The 15,892-nt window shown below is 49.7% G+C and carries 11 protein-coding genes; 1 reads left to right on the plus strand and 10 read right to left on the minus strand.

The genetic code is table 11. The features are described from left to right. Positions 1-35 precede the first annotated feature (35 nt). The 5 genes from JWH17_RS16985 to JWH17_RS17005 form a co-directional block, all read right to left on the minus strand. On the minus strand, positions 36-2,027 hold the full coding sequence (locus tag JWH17_RS16985; protein WP_205223852.1) for a DUF6785 family protein: 1,992 nt from the start codon (positions 2,025-2,027) through the stop codon (positions 36-38). Beyond that, positions 2,024-6,874 (minus strand): FtsX-like permease family protein, encoded by a 4,851-nt coding sequence (locus JWH17_RS16990; RefSeq protein ID WP_205223853.1) that lies wholly within the window; start codon positions 6,872-6,874, stop codon positions 2,024-2,026. Before JWH17_RS16990 ends, JWH17_RS16985 begins: the two co-directional genes overlap by 4 nt. Beyond that, on the minus strand, positions 6,864-7,592 hold the full coding sequence (locus tag JWH17_RS16995) for an ABC transporter ATP-binding protein (protein ID WP_205223854.1): 729 nt from the start codon (positions 7,590-7,592) through the stop codon (positions 6,864-6,866). The genes JWH17_RS16990 and JWH17_RS16995 overlap by 11 nt, the downstream gene beginning before the upstream one ends. 79 nt (positions 7,593-7,671) lie before the next feature. Continuing rightward, complete coding sequence (locus JWH17_RS17000; RefSeq protein WP_205223855.1) at positions 7,672-8,322, minus strand: ABC transporter permease; 651 nt, start codon at positions 8,320-8,322, stop codon at positions 7,672-7,674. 83 nt (positions 8,323-8,405) lie between these two features. Then, positions 8,406-9,722 carry a BamA/TamA family outer membrane protein gene (locus tag JWH17_RS17005; RefSeq protein ID WP_205223856.1) on the minus strand — a complete coding sequence of 439 codons (1,317 nt, stop codon included), beginning with the start codon at positions 9,720-9,722 and terminating at the stop codon, positions 8,406-8,408. A gap of 135 nt (positions 9,723-9,857) precedes the next feature. On the opposite strand from JWH17_RS17005, the gene ispH reads away from it, so the two are divergent. After that, a complete protein-coding gene (gene ispH / locus JWH17_RS17010) occupies positions 9,858-10,778 on the plus strand; it encodes a 4-hydroxy-3-methylbut-2-enyl diphosphate reductase (protein WP_205223857.1) in 921 nt (306 codons plus the stop codon). On the opposite strand, the gene JWH17_RS17015 is transcribed toward ispH, so the two are convergent. The 5 genes from JWH17_RS17015 to JWH17_RS17035 all read right to left on the minus strand — a co-directional run bounded on the left by JWH17_RS17015 (position 10,775) and on the right by JWH17_RS17035 (position 15,891). Next, entirely contained in the window at positions 10,775-11,566 is a 792-nt protein-coding gene (locus tag JWH17_RS17015) for a DUF2334 domain-containing protein (RefSeq protein WP_205223858.1), read from the minus strand. The two genes, ispH and JWH17_RS17015, sit on opposite strands and share 4 nt — an antisense overlap. Next, the gene (locus tag JWH17_RS17020; RefSeq protein WP_205223859.1) at positions 11,563-12,714 is read right to left on the minus strand and encodes a glycosyltransferase family protein; all 1,152 of its coding nucleotides are present in this window, start codon (positions 12,712-12,714) and stop codon (positions 11,563-11,565) included. Before JWH17_RS17020 ends, JWH17_RS17015 begins: the two co-directional genes overlap by 4 nt. 6 nt (positions 12,715-12,720) lie before the next feature. Continuing rightward, on the minus strand, positions 12,721-13,338 hold the full coding sequence (locus JWH17_RS17025; protein WP_269755877.1) for a histidine phosphatase family protein: 618 nt from the start codon (positions 13,336-13,338) through the stop codon (positions 12,721-12,723). Next, on the minus strand, positions 13,335-14,471 hold the full coding sequence (locus JWH17_RS17030) for a glycosyltransferase family 4 protein (RefSeq protein ID WP_205223861.1): 1,137 nt from the start codon (positions 14,469-14,471) through the stop codon (positions 13,335-13,337). Before JWH17_RS17030 ends, JWH17_RS17025 begins: the two co-directional genes overlap by 4 nt. 145 nt (positions 14,472-14,616) lie before the next feature. Continuing rightward, positions 14,617-15,891, minus strand: coding sequence for a glycosyltransferase family 4 protein (locus JWH17_RS17035; RefSeq protein WP_205223862.1), 1,275 nt, complete (start codon positions 15,889-15,891; stop codon positions 14,617-14,619). Position 15,892 lies beyond the last annotated feature (1 nt).

The following is a 15,892-nucleotide window of genomic DNA, read 5'->3' on the forward strand; positions in this document are numbered from 1 at the left end:
TTTTACCTGTTGACTGGTGTTTGCTATTTTTGTTGCTAATCAGGCAGGACCTGATAACTACCATCAGCGAACAAACCGACTATGGCCCAGGTGCCTCCCATAAAGAGGTCGCCTATGATCAGGCCGATGAAAAAGAATCGTAGTTTTTTAAATAAGACCACCCCGCCATAGCGCATACACAGCGCATTGCACATCCACCCGATAAAAAAAGAAAACCAGAGGATACGCATGGCAGACGAATAGGCGGTGAGGTAGCCAATGGGATGGATGGGCCACCAATAAAAACGGTGATAACAGGTGACCAGGATACCCATCACCACTGCCCCGACGATGGAAAATATTTTTACCCAGTGACCGGCTTCTATCCCGGTATCGTTGAGGCGGACAATATTCTCATAGACTCCCAAAGAGGTTCGGGTTGCCCATTCAAGCTGGAGTTCCCGTATTCCGTATTTATAGCACAGGGCAAGCATGGCCATGAAAGAAACCATGACCGCAGTTGTTAATGTCAGGCCGATTCCGAAGAGCAGTAACCGCCTGTTATGCATATTGTGATGCACTTCACGTGCATGGAGCAACGAGGCCGTCAGGGATTCCCTGAGATCGACAAATAAGACTTTTTGTGCCACCGCCGCAATCAGCAGACCGACCTTGCTGAAAAGTGCTGGGCCAAAGATGACCAGTAATCCGTCAAGAGGGGCAGCGGTAAGGGTAAAATAACCAAGCCCTCCCTGACATATGATCCTGGAGGCAACCAAGGTGATCATAAAAAAGGCGAAAACCGTGAGCAGGGCCGTGGTTGGCTGCATACCGAAAAAAATCGCCCAGCCGACAATGGCTGCCATCCCGGCCACTGCTATCCAGAAAGAGAGACGAATGGAAAACCACTCGGTGTTGACCGCCACCGGTCCTGTGGAAAAGGCCTGTTTAACGATGTGTTGCAGGTGATGCCTTGATAGCCAGACAAGGAAGACAAAAAAAACGCCATAGGCACCGATCATCTGGGTTTCTTCCGGGCGAGCCAGGGTAGGGCCAAAGGTAACCCCTAGAGAAGAGGCCGGTATATTATAACCAAGAACGCCAAGCAGACCGATGAGCAGGCTGCCGACTAGAAAGAAGAGCCAGCAGGAAAGAGAAACCTGGCGGGCAGCCAGAAAGGCAAAACCTATAAACACTGGATAAATATATATCTTAAGTTTTATAAAACCTGAAAGGATTCCCACCTTGGGGAAATAGGGTCCGGCAAGGATCAGGGTGGGGACGGATGGAACAGACGGGAAATAATAATTAAGCCCATTGAGCAGATGCAGGGTAACAGGTATGGACAGTCCCCACAGGAGATAGGGGTTTAATAAAAAGGAACGTAAACTATTGTTGTCAAAATTTTCCGCCATGAGAAGTGGAACCCGTAGCAGTGGAAAATTCATGCGTTCGTTGTGAATCCACTGTCGGGAAAGCAGGTTGATCAGGGCAATCATGACGGTGTAGCAGAGCAGAATAAAAACCCCCCAGGCCAAAAGTGGTTTTATCCAATGTTGCCACGGGATATTGGAAATGACTTCCAGCCAGCCCATACGACGACCATTGGTAAGCCCATTGTAAAGGCCCGTGATGGCGCCTTCTCCTGGGTAGAGGAGGTCGGGTAAAAGTGGTTGAAGCGTTTCCTGCCAGTTGTTTTCAGCGGTGGCAAATTGAAAGGGAACCGTCAGGTTAATGAAAAAGGTTCGAGTGAGCCCGGTGTAGGCAATACCCGAAGCAATGACCATTTGTATCCAGACGACCAAAAGTTCCTGTCCGGTTATGAGTCGTGCTGTGGGCAGGACTCTGGCGATTATTCCGGCCAGCAAGGATGTGGTGAGGAGGATGTAAAACGGCGCAAGGGGAAAGTGGCCTCCTCCTAAGGGTGTGGCCTGGTTATAGATGTTGTTGACCGGGGTGAGCGCACAGATGACTGCGGCCAGCATCGTTCCCAGGAGTACCGCCCGCAGGCGGATAGGTTTAGGGGCTGTTTCGGGAGAAGCATTCATGCTGTTTTCTCGGTAGTAGCGGGTGCTGTTCCTTGATCAAGGACCTTGGCATATTGAGCATGGCCTTCCTTGTCTAGCGATCTCCAGACAAGGAGCTGTTTACGAAGGGTATGGATAAACGCACTGTTGACTCGTCGCCATACCCCGAACTCACCGGCCATTCTGGTCAGGGTAACACTAATTTCAAGAAAATCTTCTCCTTCCTTTGCGTGGCAAAACCTGAGATCAACCCACTGCAAGATACCAAAATCAAAAGGAGCGAGCCAGACTTTGGCTCGCAGATGGAGACAGTCATCGGCCATTGGGAGCCGGTGTTGCCCGTAAGTTTCCATTGTTGAAGCATCAATAATCTCGATCGGGCCAGTGGAAAAGATACCGTGGGAGACATCCTGATGGGCGCTGAAATAGGCATGCAGAAAACCGCAGATGGACCCATGCTCATGAAAGCGCATTAAAAAGGGCAAGGTTACGGTCAGCGCATCTTGCTCGGCTTCGGGCATGACCCAGCTTTTATTGACGTCAGGTATGGCAATGGAGGCTGCAACCTTTGATGGATAGATAACAGACAACAACACAACTCCCATGACCAGGAGCATGGCTGCCACCCCGGCTGTGGAAGAATAATTAACCGTAATCCCTTCCCAGAGGCTTGTACCGGCAAGAAAGCCGGCGCTGGTTTGGGCCAGTAAGTAGCCCAGAACTACAGAGATCACGGCAAAGGCCAGTGCCTCGGCAATGAACAGGAAAGAGACATGGGTGGGAGCAAGCCCTACGGAAGTGTAGACCGCGATTTCTTTTTTTCTTTCATACACCGAACTGATCATTGTATTGAGGACGATAAGAATGGATATAACCAGTGGAATAAGGATGTTGGGCATACCCGAATACTGCATGGTGTCGCTTGCATTATAGACAAAAACCCCATCTGATTCGCTGCTGAACAGGGTCAGGTTGAACCGGTCCGTCAGGGTGGTGAGCATTTCATCACTGATGGGCTGAGGTGTTGTCAGGGCAATGCTTTTTAATTCTCCGCCTAGGCTGAGCAGTGTTTCGGCCGGCAAAATTAATACCTGGTCGGCACTTATATGCCGGTAGCGACCTTGGAAATTATGTACATCCTCTCCTGACTCCAGGGCATCTTTTTCCACTTCCGTCATTTCCCGCATGCTTTCCGAAGGAAAAATAGCCGGAGTCAGGATTTCGCCATCAAGATCAATGAATTCTTGAAGGCGTTTTTCAGAAAAAATACCGGTTACTTTGAGAGACATTCCCCAGAGGTTGAGGGTCGGCTGATCGGCATTATCAGGATCACTATCTATTCGTTCTGCCAGGCTGGCAGGAATAATAACCCCATTCGGTTCGTCACTGTTGAACCAGCGGCCTTGAAGGAGAATGGAATCAATGCCGCTTAGCTTAGGTTCCATGGAGGAGAGTCCGGTAAGCCCCTGAACGAGAAAAGGGGTTTTCTGCCAATTAACCTGAATACGCGCTGCTCGGGTCGGGTCTTCAGCGCTCAGCCATACCCTGGGACCTACCAAAGCCCGGCCATGAAACAGTGATTTGAATGTTGATAAGGTCTCCCTTGGCATTTTTGTCCAGCTGATGTCTTTAAACAGTACCCCCTGATAGGTGCCTTGTTCATCAAAATTGAGTTTGTTTTGCCTGCGCGTGGTGTTGACAGTGGTAAAACTCATGATGGTAAAAGTCAGGATGATCAGGGTCAGACACGTCAAGGCCGTTCTGAGACGTCGCCTGCGCAGGTTGGAAACCCCTAGGTAGAAGGCAGCCATAAAAGCCTTCCAGGCAGAAATTTCCACTGGTCGTTTATGGGAGGCTCTTCGCTGTAACAGGATCATTTCGTTTTCAAACCGGAGGAGAATGATCATGGTGACCAGTAAGGAAAGACCGATGATGAAAAAGGCAAGAATAACAACTGTTGGGCTGTAGGCCAGAGCAAAAGCAGGATGCACCTGGGCAATGAGAGCGATGAGGATGCACAGAATAAGGGTAAAGGCCGTGATTCGTTTGTAAATTGAGACATAGCCGAACAGGAGACGTTCCATGCAAAAAGCAAAGGGCACGAAAAGAGCGATGTAAAACAGCACGCCGAACAAGACATCCTTCTGCGTCTTTTCTACATCCTCATACACTCGGCTGGCAAGCGCCCACGAAGTGTTTGCCGCTTCGCTAAAAAGTTGATATTGATTTTCCTGCAGAGCCTGGCGGGCGGTTTTAAGTGCAGCCACCCCCTGTTGCTGTAAATTTTTGATCCGCTCATTATGAATGCCATGGCGTTCAAGATTGGCTATTCGGGGCGCGAGTAGTGCCCAGTGGTCGCGAGCGGTCAGGTAGTTGGTGTGATAGAGGGAAGGATGGGTGTCAACCAGATACCCTTGTCCCAGCGGATGAAGCGAATCTGAATTGGTAAGGAGCATCTTTTTCTTAAGGATCGTATCTGAAAGGGTCAGTTTTATCTGTGTACCCGGCTCAAGGAAAAGACTGGCAATGATCGAGGACCTGGTGTCAATACGGCTGTACCAGTAGCGTAGCGGTGGTGCCTCCCTGCGGCCGTCAATCAGTTGTAGTTTGGTCATGTAGCGGAGGCTACGTGGCTCAAGAAGATTAAAGAAGGTCACTTGTTTGCAGTTAAACATGACCAGGTCGGTACGCATGGCCTGACGCTGCATCTTAATTCGATAAGAAGCTTTGCCGGTGAGTTTTTTGTCAATGGCCCAGTTGGTGCCGTCATCCACAGGTGAAAATTTATATCCTTCCAGGATAACCTTGTCCTGTACGTGTTTTTTATCTGCCACCCCCTTGAGAAGGAACTGCCCCTGGAGATCTGTAAGCAGGTGGTAGCGGGCAGGTCCCTGGAAGGCGAGCAGCATGGTTTCCGGAGCTGGTTGTTCGGCAAACAGCTCGCCATGGAGGAGCAGACCGGCTTTGCCTGAGACTGTGGAAAAGCCGTCACGAATGTATCCAAGGGGCAGATCCGCCGCTTCGTCCAGGCCCATGATCAGCGACTTGGCCAATTGCCACTGTTGGCTGGCTTTACTCCAGTCAATATGGTCAGCAGTGTCAAAGGGAGTACCCCATTTTGACCTGAGATCACCGGTGGTGACGAGTGACAGACCCGGCAATCCAGCGAGACAGCTCACTTCTCCACCCAAGTGCGGCTTATCGGGCAGCAGGTCCTGCCAGGGATGAAGCCTGTCTGGGCGAAGGGTTGATATGAAAATGGGTGCGGTCGCCGGGGTTGCTGCTGCAACCTGCTGCAGGGCATCATCGATTTCACGAAAGGCACCGGTTCGATTGATTCTAGTGCGAAGCGGGTACATGAAACCGCGTTCAAATGCTCCTAATCCGCTGCCGTGGCTCGATAAGTGAAGAGAAATGATAGCGCGAGGCTCAAATTCAGCAAGCAGAGAACGGAATCGTCTGTTTTTTTTCAGCATTTTTTGCTGGCTGTTGAGTTCAGACAGCACGTTAAGGTGAGTAGCGATTGCCGATTGAGCAAGCGGTATAAGGAGTGTTGTCTCGTTTTTGTTCAGGTCGTTGAAGTTCGTGCGCCAGCTGATTTGACGGAGGAGGAGCCTTTTTTGGGCAAGCACCTTGATGCGTTTTTTTGACGCAGATGTCTCGCCGGCCATGCGAAGGTCCATTAACTCGTTTGAAAGACGGTCAATATCGAGTTTTAGAGTTTCTCGCAACCCAGCTTGCAGGCTCATGCCATCAAGCTCTTCTGTTTTTCCTGCAATAAAACTCTGCAATGTATCAACGTAGCTACTGCGCAGCTTTTGATCAGCCTTGATTTCTTTCCCCATCTTTCGGAGGTCTTTGGAGGCAACCTTGGCTGTCCATATCATTTCCCGCATGCCTGCGAGTTCCTGACTATGACCGCTGGTTGCCACAAGGAGAAAGGGCCTTTGAGGGGGATTGTGATGGAGAAAATCGGCCAGATCGAGCAACGAAGCAATGGAAAGAGCTTCGTCCGCACCAGGGGAAGAACCGGGAATAAAAACTGAAGAGTCGTAAAAAGCTTCGACAATAAGGAGTTGATTTTTTTTGGTTGAATCGGTGCCGGGAAAAAGTGCGTACAGATTACGTCCTGCGCCTCGCCCCCATTGGATGGAACTTGTAAGTGTGACGGCTTGGGCAAGCGGTTGACGTTTGGGGGAAAGCTGTACGGGAAGGAAGCCGGCAAGTTCTGTTTCGTTTACCCAAAAGCAGGGAAACTGAATAGGGGAGAGCTCGATTTTATCTATAAATTGAGGACGCGTTGCTCCGTCGCTCCCAACATATATCAGTGCTTTTGCCCCGAGTGAAGCCGCATTGAGCCAGTTGCGGCCGGAATCAAAATCCATGAGGACAATCGAGCCGACAACTTCCAAACCATTAAAATCGCCAAGCTCGCCTTTGCCGACATAGATTAGATCACCTTGTACGCCTTCTGGAGATAGGTTTTGCGGCGTGATGGCATTGTAGTAAAGTGGATGGATAGGAAGGGAGGTATTGCCAATGCTGAGTTTCGATCCATGGTGACGGCGAAGAGGAAGGGCAAAGTCAATATATCCCGATTCCACCGGGCCAGCTGCAGCCAGTCGTTTTTCAATATACTCAGCTGCGGCAATGGTACCGGGAGTAGCAGTCGATCGATCGCCAAGGGAGGAGAAAAAAGAAACAGCCGTTTGCAAACTGCCTGCTTGCGGCAAAGGGGGGAGAGAGGCGGACGTTGCTCCAGTGTAAAACAGTATAGATATAATGAACGAAGCAATACAGAGTGGCATGGAAAGCGGCACTAACCGTATTTGGCTGTCGCAAGTTTTTGCTGTGCTGTTAACGCTCATCAATGGTGCCTACAGAGATATTTAATTCTTCACGTTTTTCAATTTTGTCAATCCTGCCGTCACGAATCCAGATAACCTCATCGGATACGTTGAGCATTTTAAAATCGTGGGTCGCTGAAATAATAGTGACTCCCCGATCTGAACTCATCTGCTTGAGAAGATCTATGATTTCTTCTCCTGTGGTGAGATCAAGGTTTCCTGTGGGTTCGTCGGCAAGGATTATTGCCGGGTCATTGGCAAGGGCGCGGGCAACGGCTACCCGTTGTTGCTGGCCGCCGGAGAGTTCCGATGGCTTATGGCTGAAACGAGTTTCCAGGCCGACCTGCTTGAGTAGTCCCATACCTCGTTCCACTGCTTCATCATTTCCCGTACCGCCAAAGGTCATGGGCAGCGTCACATTTTCCAGGGCCGTCATTACGGGGATGAGGTTGAAAGTCTGGAAAATGTACCCTATTTTACGGCACCGTAACCAGGCCAGCTCATAGGCGTCCAACTGGGCAATATCAACTTCATCGATAAAGACTTTTCCGGAGGTAGGTTTGTCCAGACCGCCTATCATGTTGAACAGGGTAGACTTGCCGGATCCTGAAGGGCCCATTATGGAGATATAGCGGCCGGTTGAGATGGTCAGGCTGATACCTTTAAGTACCTCCAGCTGGTGTTTGCCAAGCTGAAAACTTTTTTTGACGTCAGTGGTTCGGACGATAGAGTGTTGCATAATACTCGTTACAGGTAAAGGTTACCGGACACTGAGCAAAGCGGGTGTGTACAGTTTAAGTATATTTTTGCAAGAGGTGTCATTGTTCCACCCGCATAGCTTCCACAGGTTCCATACGCGCTGCTTTAATGGCCGGATAAATAACACCAACCAGACTGAGCAGGCAGCCTGTGAGGGTAGCTTTGAGCATGGTGAGCAGCAGTGTTTGCAGTGGAAACGAATCAAACAAGGCGGTTCCCAGAGAAGACAGGGAGCTGAGAATCCCACTAACACAGCCGAGCAATGCTCCTGTCGTGGCTCCAACAAACCCCTGCATGGCTGCTTCAATTAAAAAGAGGAGCAGGACCACGCGGTCCAGAGCTCCGAGGCATTTCATTGTACCTATTTCACGAAAACGCTCTGTGACGGCCATAAGCTGGGCATTGACGATACCTACCACGCAAACCAGGAGGGAAAGGACAACTATCCACTGTTGTTTGGCATCTTCACCTATGGCTGTTGTCTGGGGGGTGATGTCAAAGCCGGCTTTGACAAGGGCCTGGAGGGCCGTAGGCTCGCCGGTCAGAAAAAGAGCATTGGCTAGATTGTTGCAGACTTGAATATAGCAGAGAAAAGCAACCGCCAACACCAGGCTGGTTGTGGTGATTAGGCTGCGAAAAAAACGCACCTTAATCGATTTATAGGCGATCTCAATGGATTTTGATAACGGCAGGGGGGGCAGCCTTTCCATATGTTTCCCTTATTGAATGTTATGCCGTTGCAGTCACATTACCTGGTTGAATAACATGCATTAGAAAAGATTCGGACTGCAGTTTAAAAGGGCTGGCCAAACATGACCCACATGTTTGTTCCTTCGTCTGATACTGCTACATCAAGTCTGGCTACTGAGCCGGCAAACAAACAGCGGAGGCCAACCCCTGCGTCTACATTCCAGTCTTGAAATAATTCTGAGAGATCATATTCATTGGCCACTCTGCCTCCTTCGACAAAGCCAACCAGCTGCATCCAGTCGCTTTGCAGAAAGCGTAACCACGAGATGTTGCCCAGAGGGTTCCAATCCAGAGTGTATCTGTATTCAGCAGTGGTGTAAATCACTGAACGGTCATTAAATCTGTCTTGTGGAAAGCCGCGCATCCGGTAAAAACCACCCAGGCTTGCTCCTTCATAAAAGGGTGGTCGGTTGCTCACTGTGGTAATACCGTCTGCATTGGTTGTTTCCTCCCAGCTGGGTGCATCGCCGGTCCAGAAGTTTAGGGCTATAATACGTTGTCTGGCATACTCTGAGGGGCCAAGAGAAAAATATTTGCTCGCTTCAAACTCTATAAATGTCCAGTCGTCCGGCGATTCAAGCCACCCAAAATCATGGGTAACAGACAGGTATTGTGAGCTCCCCATGGACGGATTAGTGGGGAAGTCTGTGTTATCATAGCTAACAGCTAGCTGAACAGGGTGGGTGGTTGCTTCAAGTTCCCCCTGGTCTGTGTCAAAGCTGCGATAACGATTATATTGTCTGAGCAGGAGAGTTGTGATACCGTTTTCCATCGGGTTCCATGCTTCACCACCCACCGGCGTTGACTGCAGCAGGCCGTTTTTTAACTTGTAGGTGACCATTCCTCTATCCTGACCGCTTCCCAAGGGAAGAACGTACTCGAGCCTAAAGTCGGTCCAGTTGTCATACCCCTTTTCTTCAATATAAGCATCTTTATCAGAGTCGTTACTGCCCGGCCGGGTTTGCCCCTCTTCAAAAAAAGGTGCACTATAGCCTCGCTGCCGCGGATAGTGACCGACCATTCCCTGTGCGCCGAAAAACAATCGCTGTGACCAGGAGGGCCTGTAGTCCCACATGCCGAGAAACAAACCGACTGCGGAATCAAAGCTACCAAATGCGGTTGAGCCCAGCAGCAATTGATCCTGGCCATAGCCTTTCATCATGCCGCCGACACCGATCGTGGTTCCCATGGAATCCGAAGAAAAAGCATAGGGTAAGATGAGGGTAGATTGCTGCTTTTTTGGGTTTTCATCGCGGATGGTCGTGTTTTTTACCGAGGTCATGGGTTTGGCCTGAAGGGTTGTGACCAGGATGGTTGGAAGGCAGAGTGCGAGCAGCAACGTTTTATTGAAAAGGTTCATGAAAGCATATCCTTAAATTGGCATTTTCTATAAAAGTAGGTACTGTCTGAAGGGTAGCATTTTCATCGAAATATGGCTACTTTTCACTGCGTTGAATTGAGAAAAATTATTTATACTAGTGTTGGATAGAAAAATATGAAAATATTCCTTGCAAGGCCACGCGGATTTTGTGCAGGCGTCAACCGGGCAATTGCCATTGTAAATAAAGCTCTTGAGCGTCATGGAGCCCCGGTGTTTGTTCTCCACGAGATAGTACATAATAGCCATGTTATTGATGAGTTGCGAACTAAAGGGGCTGTTTTTGTTGAGCGACTTGAAGACATCCCCCAAGGTGCGGTTGCTATTTTCAGCGCCCATGGTGTTTCTCCAGCGGTTGAAGAAAAAGCCGTCAAGCTTGGCCTGCGGAGTATTGATGCTACCTGTCCCTTGGTGGCAACGGTTCATCGAAGGGTAAGCAGGCTCAATAAAATAGGATATGATGTCCTGGTTATAGGGCACAAGGGACATCCTGAGGTGGAGGGTACTTGCGGCCATGCCACCGGTAATGTGCATGTCGTTTCGACGGTCGAGGAAGTTGCTGAAGTTGTCGTGGCTGATGAGAGTATGGTCGGGTATGTCACTCAAACCACCTTGAGTGTGGATGACACCAAAGATATTTTTGAAGCCATCCACAAGCGATTTCCACTCAGCAGTGCTCCTGAACGTTCAGATATCTGCTATGCAACCACAAATCGGCAGCATGCGGTCCGTAAGTTGGCGGAAAAGGTGGATGTGGTGCTGGTCGTTGGCTCAAAGAACAGCTCAAATTCAAACAGATTGAGGGAGGTTGCCCAGTTGCAGGGAACTCCTGCCTATCTCATCGATCATGCCGGTGAGATAGCGTCAGAATGGCTGGCTGGTGTTGAGCGAGTCGGTATTACGGCCGGTGCTTCAGCTCCTGAACATCTGGTCACGGAGGTTATTCAGCATTTGGCTGGTGAGGAAGATGTCCCTGTTACCGAGCTGGAAGGAGAGGAGGAGAATATACGTTTCCAGATCCCGGATCTTGACGTTTAGTGAAAAAATGATGATCGAATTTCGTTGCTCATATCCTGAAAGGTGCAGGCAGGAAGGTGGTACTCCTGCACAAGCCGGAGCAGCAGATCAAGAAAAGCAAAGCCCTGTCGGTTCATCAGCTGGTGATGCAGCATAATTCCCATGATCCCTGAATCGGCTGCCTGGTTTATTTCTGCATACAGTGCTTCCCACGATGTTGCAGCGTCCTGTTCTTTACGGGTATGCAGGTCTATGTTTATTTGTATATCCGGCAGTTCCGCAGGTGGAAGCGGCGCTGCTTTTTTAGATCGTGAAACTGCGTAAAATCGCTGTTCCGCAAGTGTCTCCAATGTGTGCGAGGAGCATCGGTTCCATGGCGGCGTAAACGCGGGGTGGAAGGCCTCTCCCAGCAGGTTTGCCAGTTTATTTTTGCCGTTTACTATATCCTGTTTCACTTCGTTTTTAGTTCGGGAACGGCCAAATTCCGCCTTTTTGCCGGCCTGCTCATGGTTGGTGTGGCTGTATCCATGCTGGTGCCAGCACCATTGGCTACTTTGCGGTTGGTACTGCTGGTAGTGAGACCAGGTAGCACTATCGATCCAGGTGGGGACTACCGCAAGGCAAAGCGGTATACGGTGGGTGAGAAAAAGCTCCATCAGCGGATGAAAGAGCGGATCTGTTTTTCCACCGATATCATCTGCACGAAAAAAAATAGGCGTGTCTTTATAGGCTGAGAGAATTGTACGCAGGCTTTTTTCGGTGTTCAGCGGAAGAGGGGCTGTCCAAAGCGGTGCCGGGAGATTTTTCATAGGGTTTCTTTTTTGCCTTTGGCCATTGCCAGTAATGTTTGCGCTGTCTGGTTAGCTCCGTCCATTGCCGGTTGTTTTGACGGGGACGATGGAACGTGCAAGGCCTCGTGCATGTGGTGGGCAAGAACAGGCGGCAGCAGATCCTTTGCCTCAAGCAGGGTGATTGGCACATAGTGTTGGAGCCGTTCAGCACGGAGTCGTTGCTCATGGTTTTGGTTGAAAGGATAAATGAGCGCTGGACAACCGGCTGCAACCACATCCATGGTGGTGTTATAGCCGCCCATGGAAACAGAGAGGGCTGCTTGTCGAAGCGCTGCAGGCAGGTCATCACAGAAGGTGGCTATCCGGGCATGGTCGCCCGCCAGTTTTATCAACCTCTGTTGCTTCTCCTGTTCCAGATACGGTCCTGTGTAGAGGTTCAGGATGGATGGAGATTGACTCGCAAGGAGCGTATGCGCCTTGAGTGTTGCTTCCAACAAGGCATAGCCAACACTTCCGCCGCCGGCACTGGCAACTATCAGAGGCAGGGCCGGCGTTGTTTTCTGTACGCTTTTTTCTTGCTTGGGCGGGCGATGCACATACCCAGTATAAACAGTTTGTATCTTGAGATCGGCCATTCGGCTGAAGGTTTCGTTCAGGCGGATGACAGCAGGGTCGCTGTGGATGAGCAGCAAATCAAAAAAATGGTTGAGCCTTTCCACTGCCCGTCGCTCAAATTTCACTCGGTTGTCTCTTTCCACAAGTATATCACGAACGCTTGAAGCTATGAGGCAGGAAGGAAGTTCCTGTTTCGCCTGCTCGAGCAGTGGGGCAATTTCAAAATGAAAACCATTTCTGCCAAAGGGGTAAAGCTCTATGAGGAGGATATCCGGTTGGACTTCACGCAAGCAATTACCGATAATTTTTTGCCGCTGCTTTTTAATTTTCTCAAGTGGTTCACCGGTGGGGGGGGAGAGGGTGGAAAAGGTAGCGTCCATCATCAGCGGTGGGAGCTGAACAGTGGTGACATGCTCAGGAGGGGCCAAGTTTATCTCTGCGCCACCAATAAGCAGGGTGATCTGGTGTCCTTTTAAAGCCTTGAGTATCTCAAAAGTTCGGACAAGATGGCCAATACCGAGCACATGTTGGCAGTATACTAAAATACGCATGGTGCTTCAGGCTGAAAGTGGTAAATGATTAAGGTGGGTAAGGGCAAGCGCTGAATTATGCATTGCAAGGATGTGAAGGTGGTATTTTTTGAGAATAGTCGGTTCTTCAGGCAAAAAGGCGCGGCCGCAAAGGTGATAGAGTAAACATTTTATAACGCCTTCGTGACACACGATAAGCATTCGCTGCCCTGGCCAGGTTTGGCTTGCTTGATTGAGCGCTTCTAAGCTGCGCTTGAGAACTGTTTGGCGTGATTCTCCTCCTGGGGGCCGGAATTGCCATCCCTTTTTTTGAGCTACTTTGAGAAGAGCCTTGTCCTGTTGTTTGATTTCGGCCAAGGTAAGCCCTGTCCATGCACCCCAATCTTGTTCTCTGAGAAGACCGTCAGTACTGCAGGGAATGTGCAATTGTTGATTGATAATTGCGGCAGTGTCTTTGGCTCGACCCAGGTCACTGGAGATGATTCGCTGCCACCCCAAGGCCCCCAGCGTTTCTCCCCATGTCTCGGCCATTGCTCTTCCTCTGGAGGAAAGAGGGCTGTCCAGTTGTCCCTGGATTTTTTTTTCTTCGTTCCAGAGCGTCATGGAATGTCGAATTAAACCTATTTGTGTGGAATCAGTTTTCATGGCGAAGCAAGATGTGGATGGTTTTGCCGGACAACATCCTGGATGCGGGAGCCCATTGTTCCATAATTTTTTTCTTTATCATGATGTTGCCTGACGCGCTGAGCAGCATATTTACCCATCTGTCGGCGCAGCTGCTGGTTTGTCAGCAGGGTTTTGATATTGGCTGTAAACGCATTTTTGTCGGTGACCGGAGAAAGTAAGCCGCTTTTTTTATGGATCACCACTTCTGGAATTCCACCATTGTCGCAGGCTACAACAGGCAGACCACACGACTGTGCTTCTAAAAATACCATGCCCAGCGATTCGCGAAAACCGGGAAAGGCGAAAATGTCACCTCCGGAATAGACTTGATACATCTGCTCGTGTTTGAACGCGCCTGTAAAAACGACGCTATCAGCCAGGTGCTGTCGTGCCAATTGGTGCAGGTACTGTTTCTGCGGGCCATCTCCTGTAATGACGAGTTGAAATGAAAAACCTTGTTTACGAAGCTTGCCGCAGCATTCAATCACCCAGGCTATCCCCTTACTCTTGACATCGGCGCGAAACATGGCCGCTGTTAGAATAACGGGCATTTTGTTGGTTTGCCACTGTGTATGCATTTTGTGCCGGGAATCTCTATCAAAACGAAAACGTGCCGGTTCTAAACCAGGCTTCACATAGGTTAGTCGATGCGGGGGCACTATCCTTTGCAGGTCGACCAGGTTGTGATAGCGATCGCTGATATGGAGATCTGCCTGTAATAATGCTTTTTTGTTGAGGATAAAGCCTGGGATGGTGTGGAACTGTCTGCGAAATTTTGTGGCATAACTCCCCTGGCAGATAATATAGGGCAGACCGAGCTTTTTAGTAACCGTCGGCCCAACGATATCAGGCGCTTTATAGTAGCAATGATAGGTGAGCCAGCAATCCACCGGTTCTTTTTGTAAACGGTGGATAATTTTTTTTATTTCGATAAGGGCTTGGAGGATATGGCTGGGGTTCCAGTAGATCCAGCGGCATCGCAATTTGCTGACAATAAAAACCTGGTGGCCTTGGCTACATAAGCTTGCATATATACCTCTGCCTATCATCTGGTCCCCTGAAGGCGTGGGATGATCCAGCGGTTTAAATGGTGCGTAAAAAGCAATGCGCATTACATGTCAGCTCCAGTAAGCAGGCGTAAACCGTAAATACTACAAAGCGGATAGATTTTAAAAGGTTGTTGCTAAGGTGTTGTACCAAAATAACTGTGACATAACGAAGAGATTGGGCGAAAAGGCAGTCAATCAACCGGCTCATTTATTTCGTTACAGACCCTAACTGCGGCATGGCCTCTCTGTACAGTGCTGCCAGTTGTCTAATCAGGGCTTTATTGTCGAAATGGGCTTGCACATGTTTTTTTCCTTCACGTGTGACGCGGCTACGCAGTTGTGTGTCTTGCAGGATACGTAACAGGGCATCTGCAAGGGCTGTCGAGCTTTTTGCCGGCACTGCCAAGCCTGTTTGTTCAGTGATTAATATCTCAGGCAGGGCCGAAATATCAGTACCCACTGCAGGAACCCCCATTGCCAGGCTCTCGACCAGGACATTGGGAATACCGTCCCTATCACCATTTTTAGCAATTTTGCACCCAAGGACAAAAGCATCAGCAGCTTTGAGTTCTTCAATAACATTTGCATGGGGCATGGTACCAAGCCAGCGAGTTTGCTTGCGCAGGCCGCTTGCGCAGATCTGCTGTATGACCTGCTCTTTGTCGTCTCCATCACCAATTAAGGTGAATGTAAAAGAGATCCCCTTTTTTTTCAGTAGTTGCAGCGCTTCCAGGATATGGGGAATACCTTTTTTTTCGGTCAGTCGGGCAATGGTGAGAATTTTATAGGGAGGGGCAGGGGGAGCCTTTTTTACTGTGGCAGTGAAAAGGTCCAGGTCGATTCCATGGTACACGCAGTGGATTGGTGTGGGCGTCTCTTGCGCAAGGGACCGTAGATAGTCGACATTGTGCCTGGTACAGGTCATGACCATTGAAGCTAGTTCTATTTTTTCCCGCAGCTGATTAGGGTTTGAGGTGTAGATATCCTTGGCATGCGCGGTGAAACTAAACGGCAGGCCACTGAGCATACTGGAAAACAGAGCCACCGAAGAGGGGGAGTGGGCAAAGTGTGCGTGCAGGTGGACCACCTCCGGAGATTTGGCCAACAGGTGATGGGTCAGGTAGCAGCCCTGCATCAAGTGTTTGAGGGTCCCAAGGCTTCGCGTACGCTCAAACCGTTGCCCTGCTTTTTTGAGTACTTCAAGAAAGCGTGCCGGATTGTTGACCGCATACAGGGTTGTCTGCAAAAGTAGCCTCTGAAAATCAAGGAAAAGGTCTGTGGGAAGGTAGTCGACCCTGGCCTTAATTTGTTTTACCGAATCATGGCAAAAAGACTCCCTTGGCAGGCGCATGGAAAATATCCTGATCGGAATACCAAGTTGTTCGAGCAGGAGTATCTCGTTGGAGATAAAGGTCTCTGATATGCGGGGGTACCCCTTGAGTATCATACCAAGGGTTGGTGGGGAAAGAGATGGAGCATTCATA

This window comes from Desulfogranum marinum, from assembly GCF_016918565.1.
In the GTDB taxonomy this organism is placed as follows: Bacteria; Desulfobacterota; Desulfobulbia; order Desulfobulbales; family Desulfobulbaceae; genus Desulfogranum; species Desulfogranum marinum.

What these genes read in the sequence shown, in the direction of transcription:
- JWH17_RS17015 (WP_205223858.1), bottom strand. Translation starts at nt 11,566, where the DNA reads ATGAAAAATCTCCCGGCACCGCTTTGGACAGCCCCTCTTCCGCTGAAC.
- JWH17_RS17030 (WP_205223861.1), bottom strand. Translation starts at nt 14,471, where the DNA reads ATGCGCATTGCTTTTTACGCACCATTTAAACCGCTGGATCATCCCACG.
- JWH17_RS17020 (WP_205223859.1), bottom strand. Translation starts at nt 12,714, where the DNA reads ATGCGTATTTTAGTATACTGCCAACATGTGCTCGGTATTGGCCATCTT.
- JWH17_RS16990 (WP_205223853.1), bottom strand. Translation starts at nt 6,874, where the DNA reads ATGAGCGTTAACAGCACAGCAAAAACTTGCGACAGCCAAATACGGTTA.
- JWH17_RS17025 (WP_269755877.1), bottom strand. Translation starts at nt 13,338, where the DNA reads ATGAAAACTGATTCCACACAAATAGGTTTAATTCGACATTCCATGACG.
- JWH17_RS17035 (WP_205223862.1), bottom strand. Translation starts at nt 15,891, where the DNA reads ATGAATGCTCCATCTCTTTCCCCACCAACCCTTGGTATGATACTCAAG.
- JWH17_RS17000 (WP_205223855.1), bottom strand. Translation starts at nt 8,322, where the DNA reads ATGGAAAGGCTGCCCCCCCTGCCGTTATCAAAATCCATTGAGATCGCC.
- JWH17_RS17005 (WP_205223856.1), bottom strand. Translation starts at nt 9,722, where the DNA reads ATGAACCTTTTCAATAAAACGTTGCTGCTCGCACTCTGCCTTCCAACC.
- JWH17_RS16995 (WP_205223854.1), bottom strand. Translation starts at nt 7,592, where the DNA reads ATGCAACACTCTATCGTCCGAACCACTGACGTCAAAAAAAGTTTTCAG.
- JWH17_RS16985 (WP_205223852.1), bottom strand. Translation starts at nt 2,027, where the DNA reads ATGAATGCTTCTCCCGAAACAGCCCCTAAACCTATCCGCCTGCGGGCG.
- ispH (WP_205223857.1), top strand. Translation starts at nt 9,858, where the DNA reads ATGAAAATATTCCTTGCAAGGCCACGCGGATTTTGTGCAGGCGTCAAC.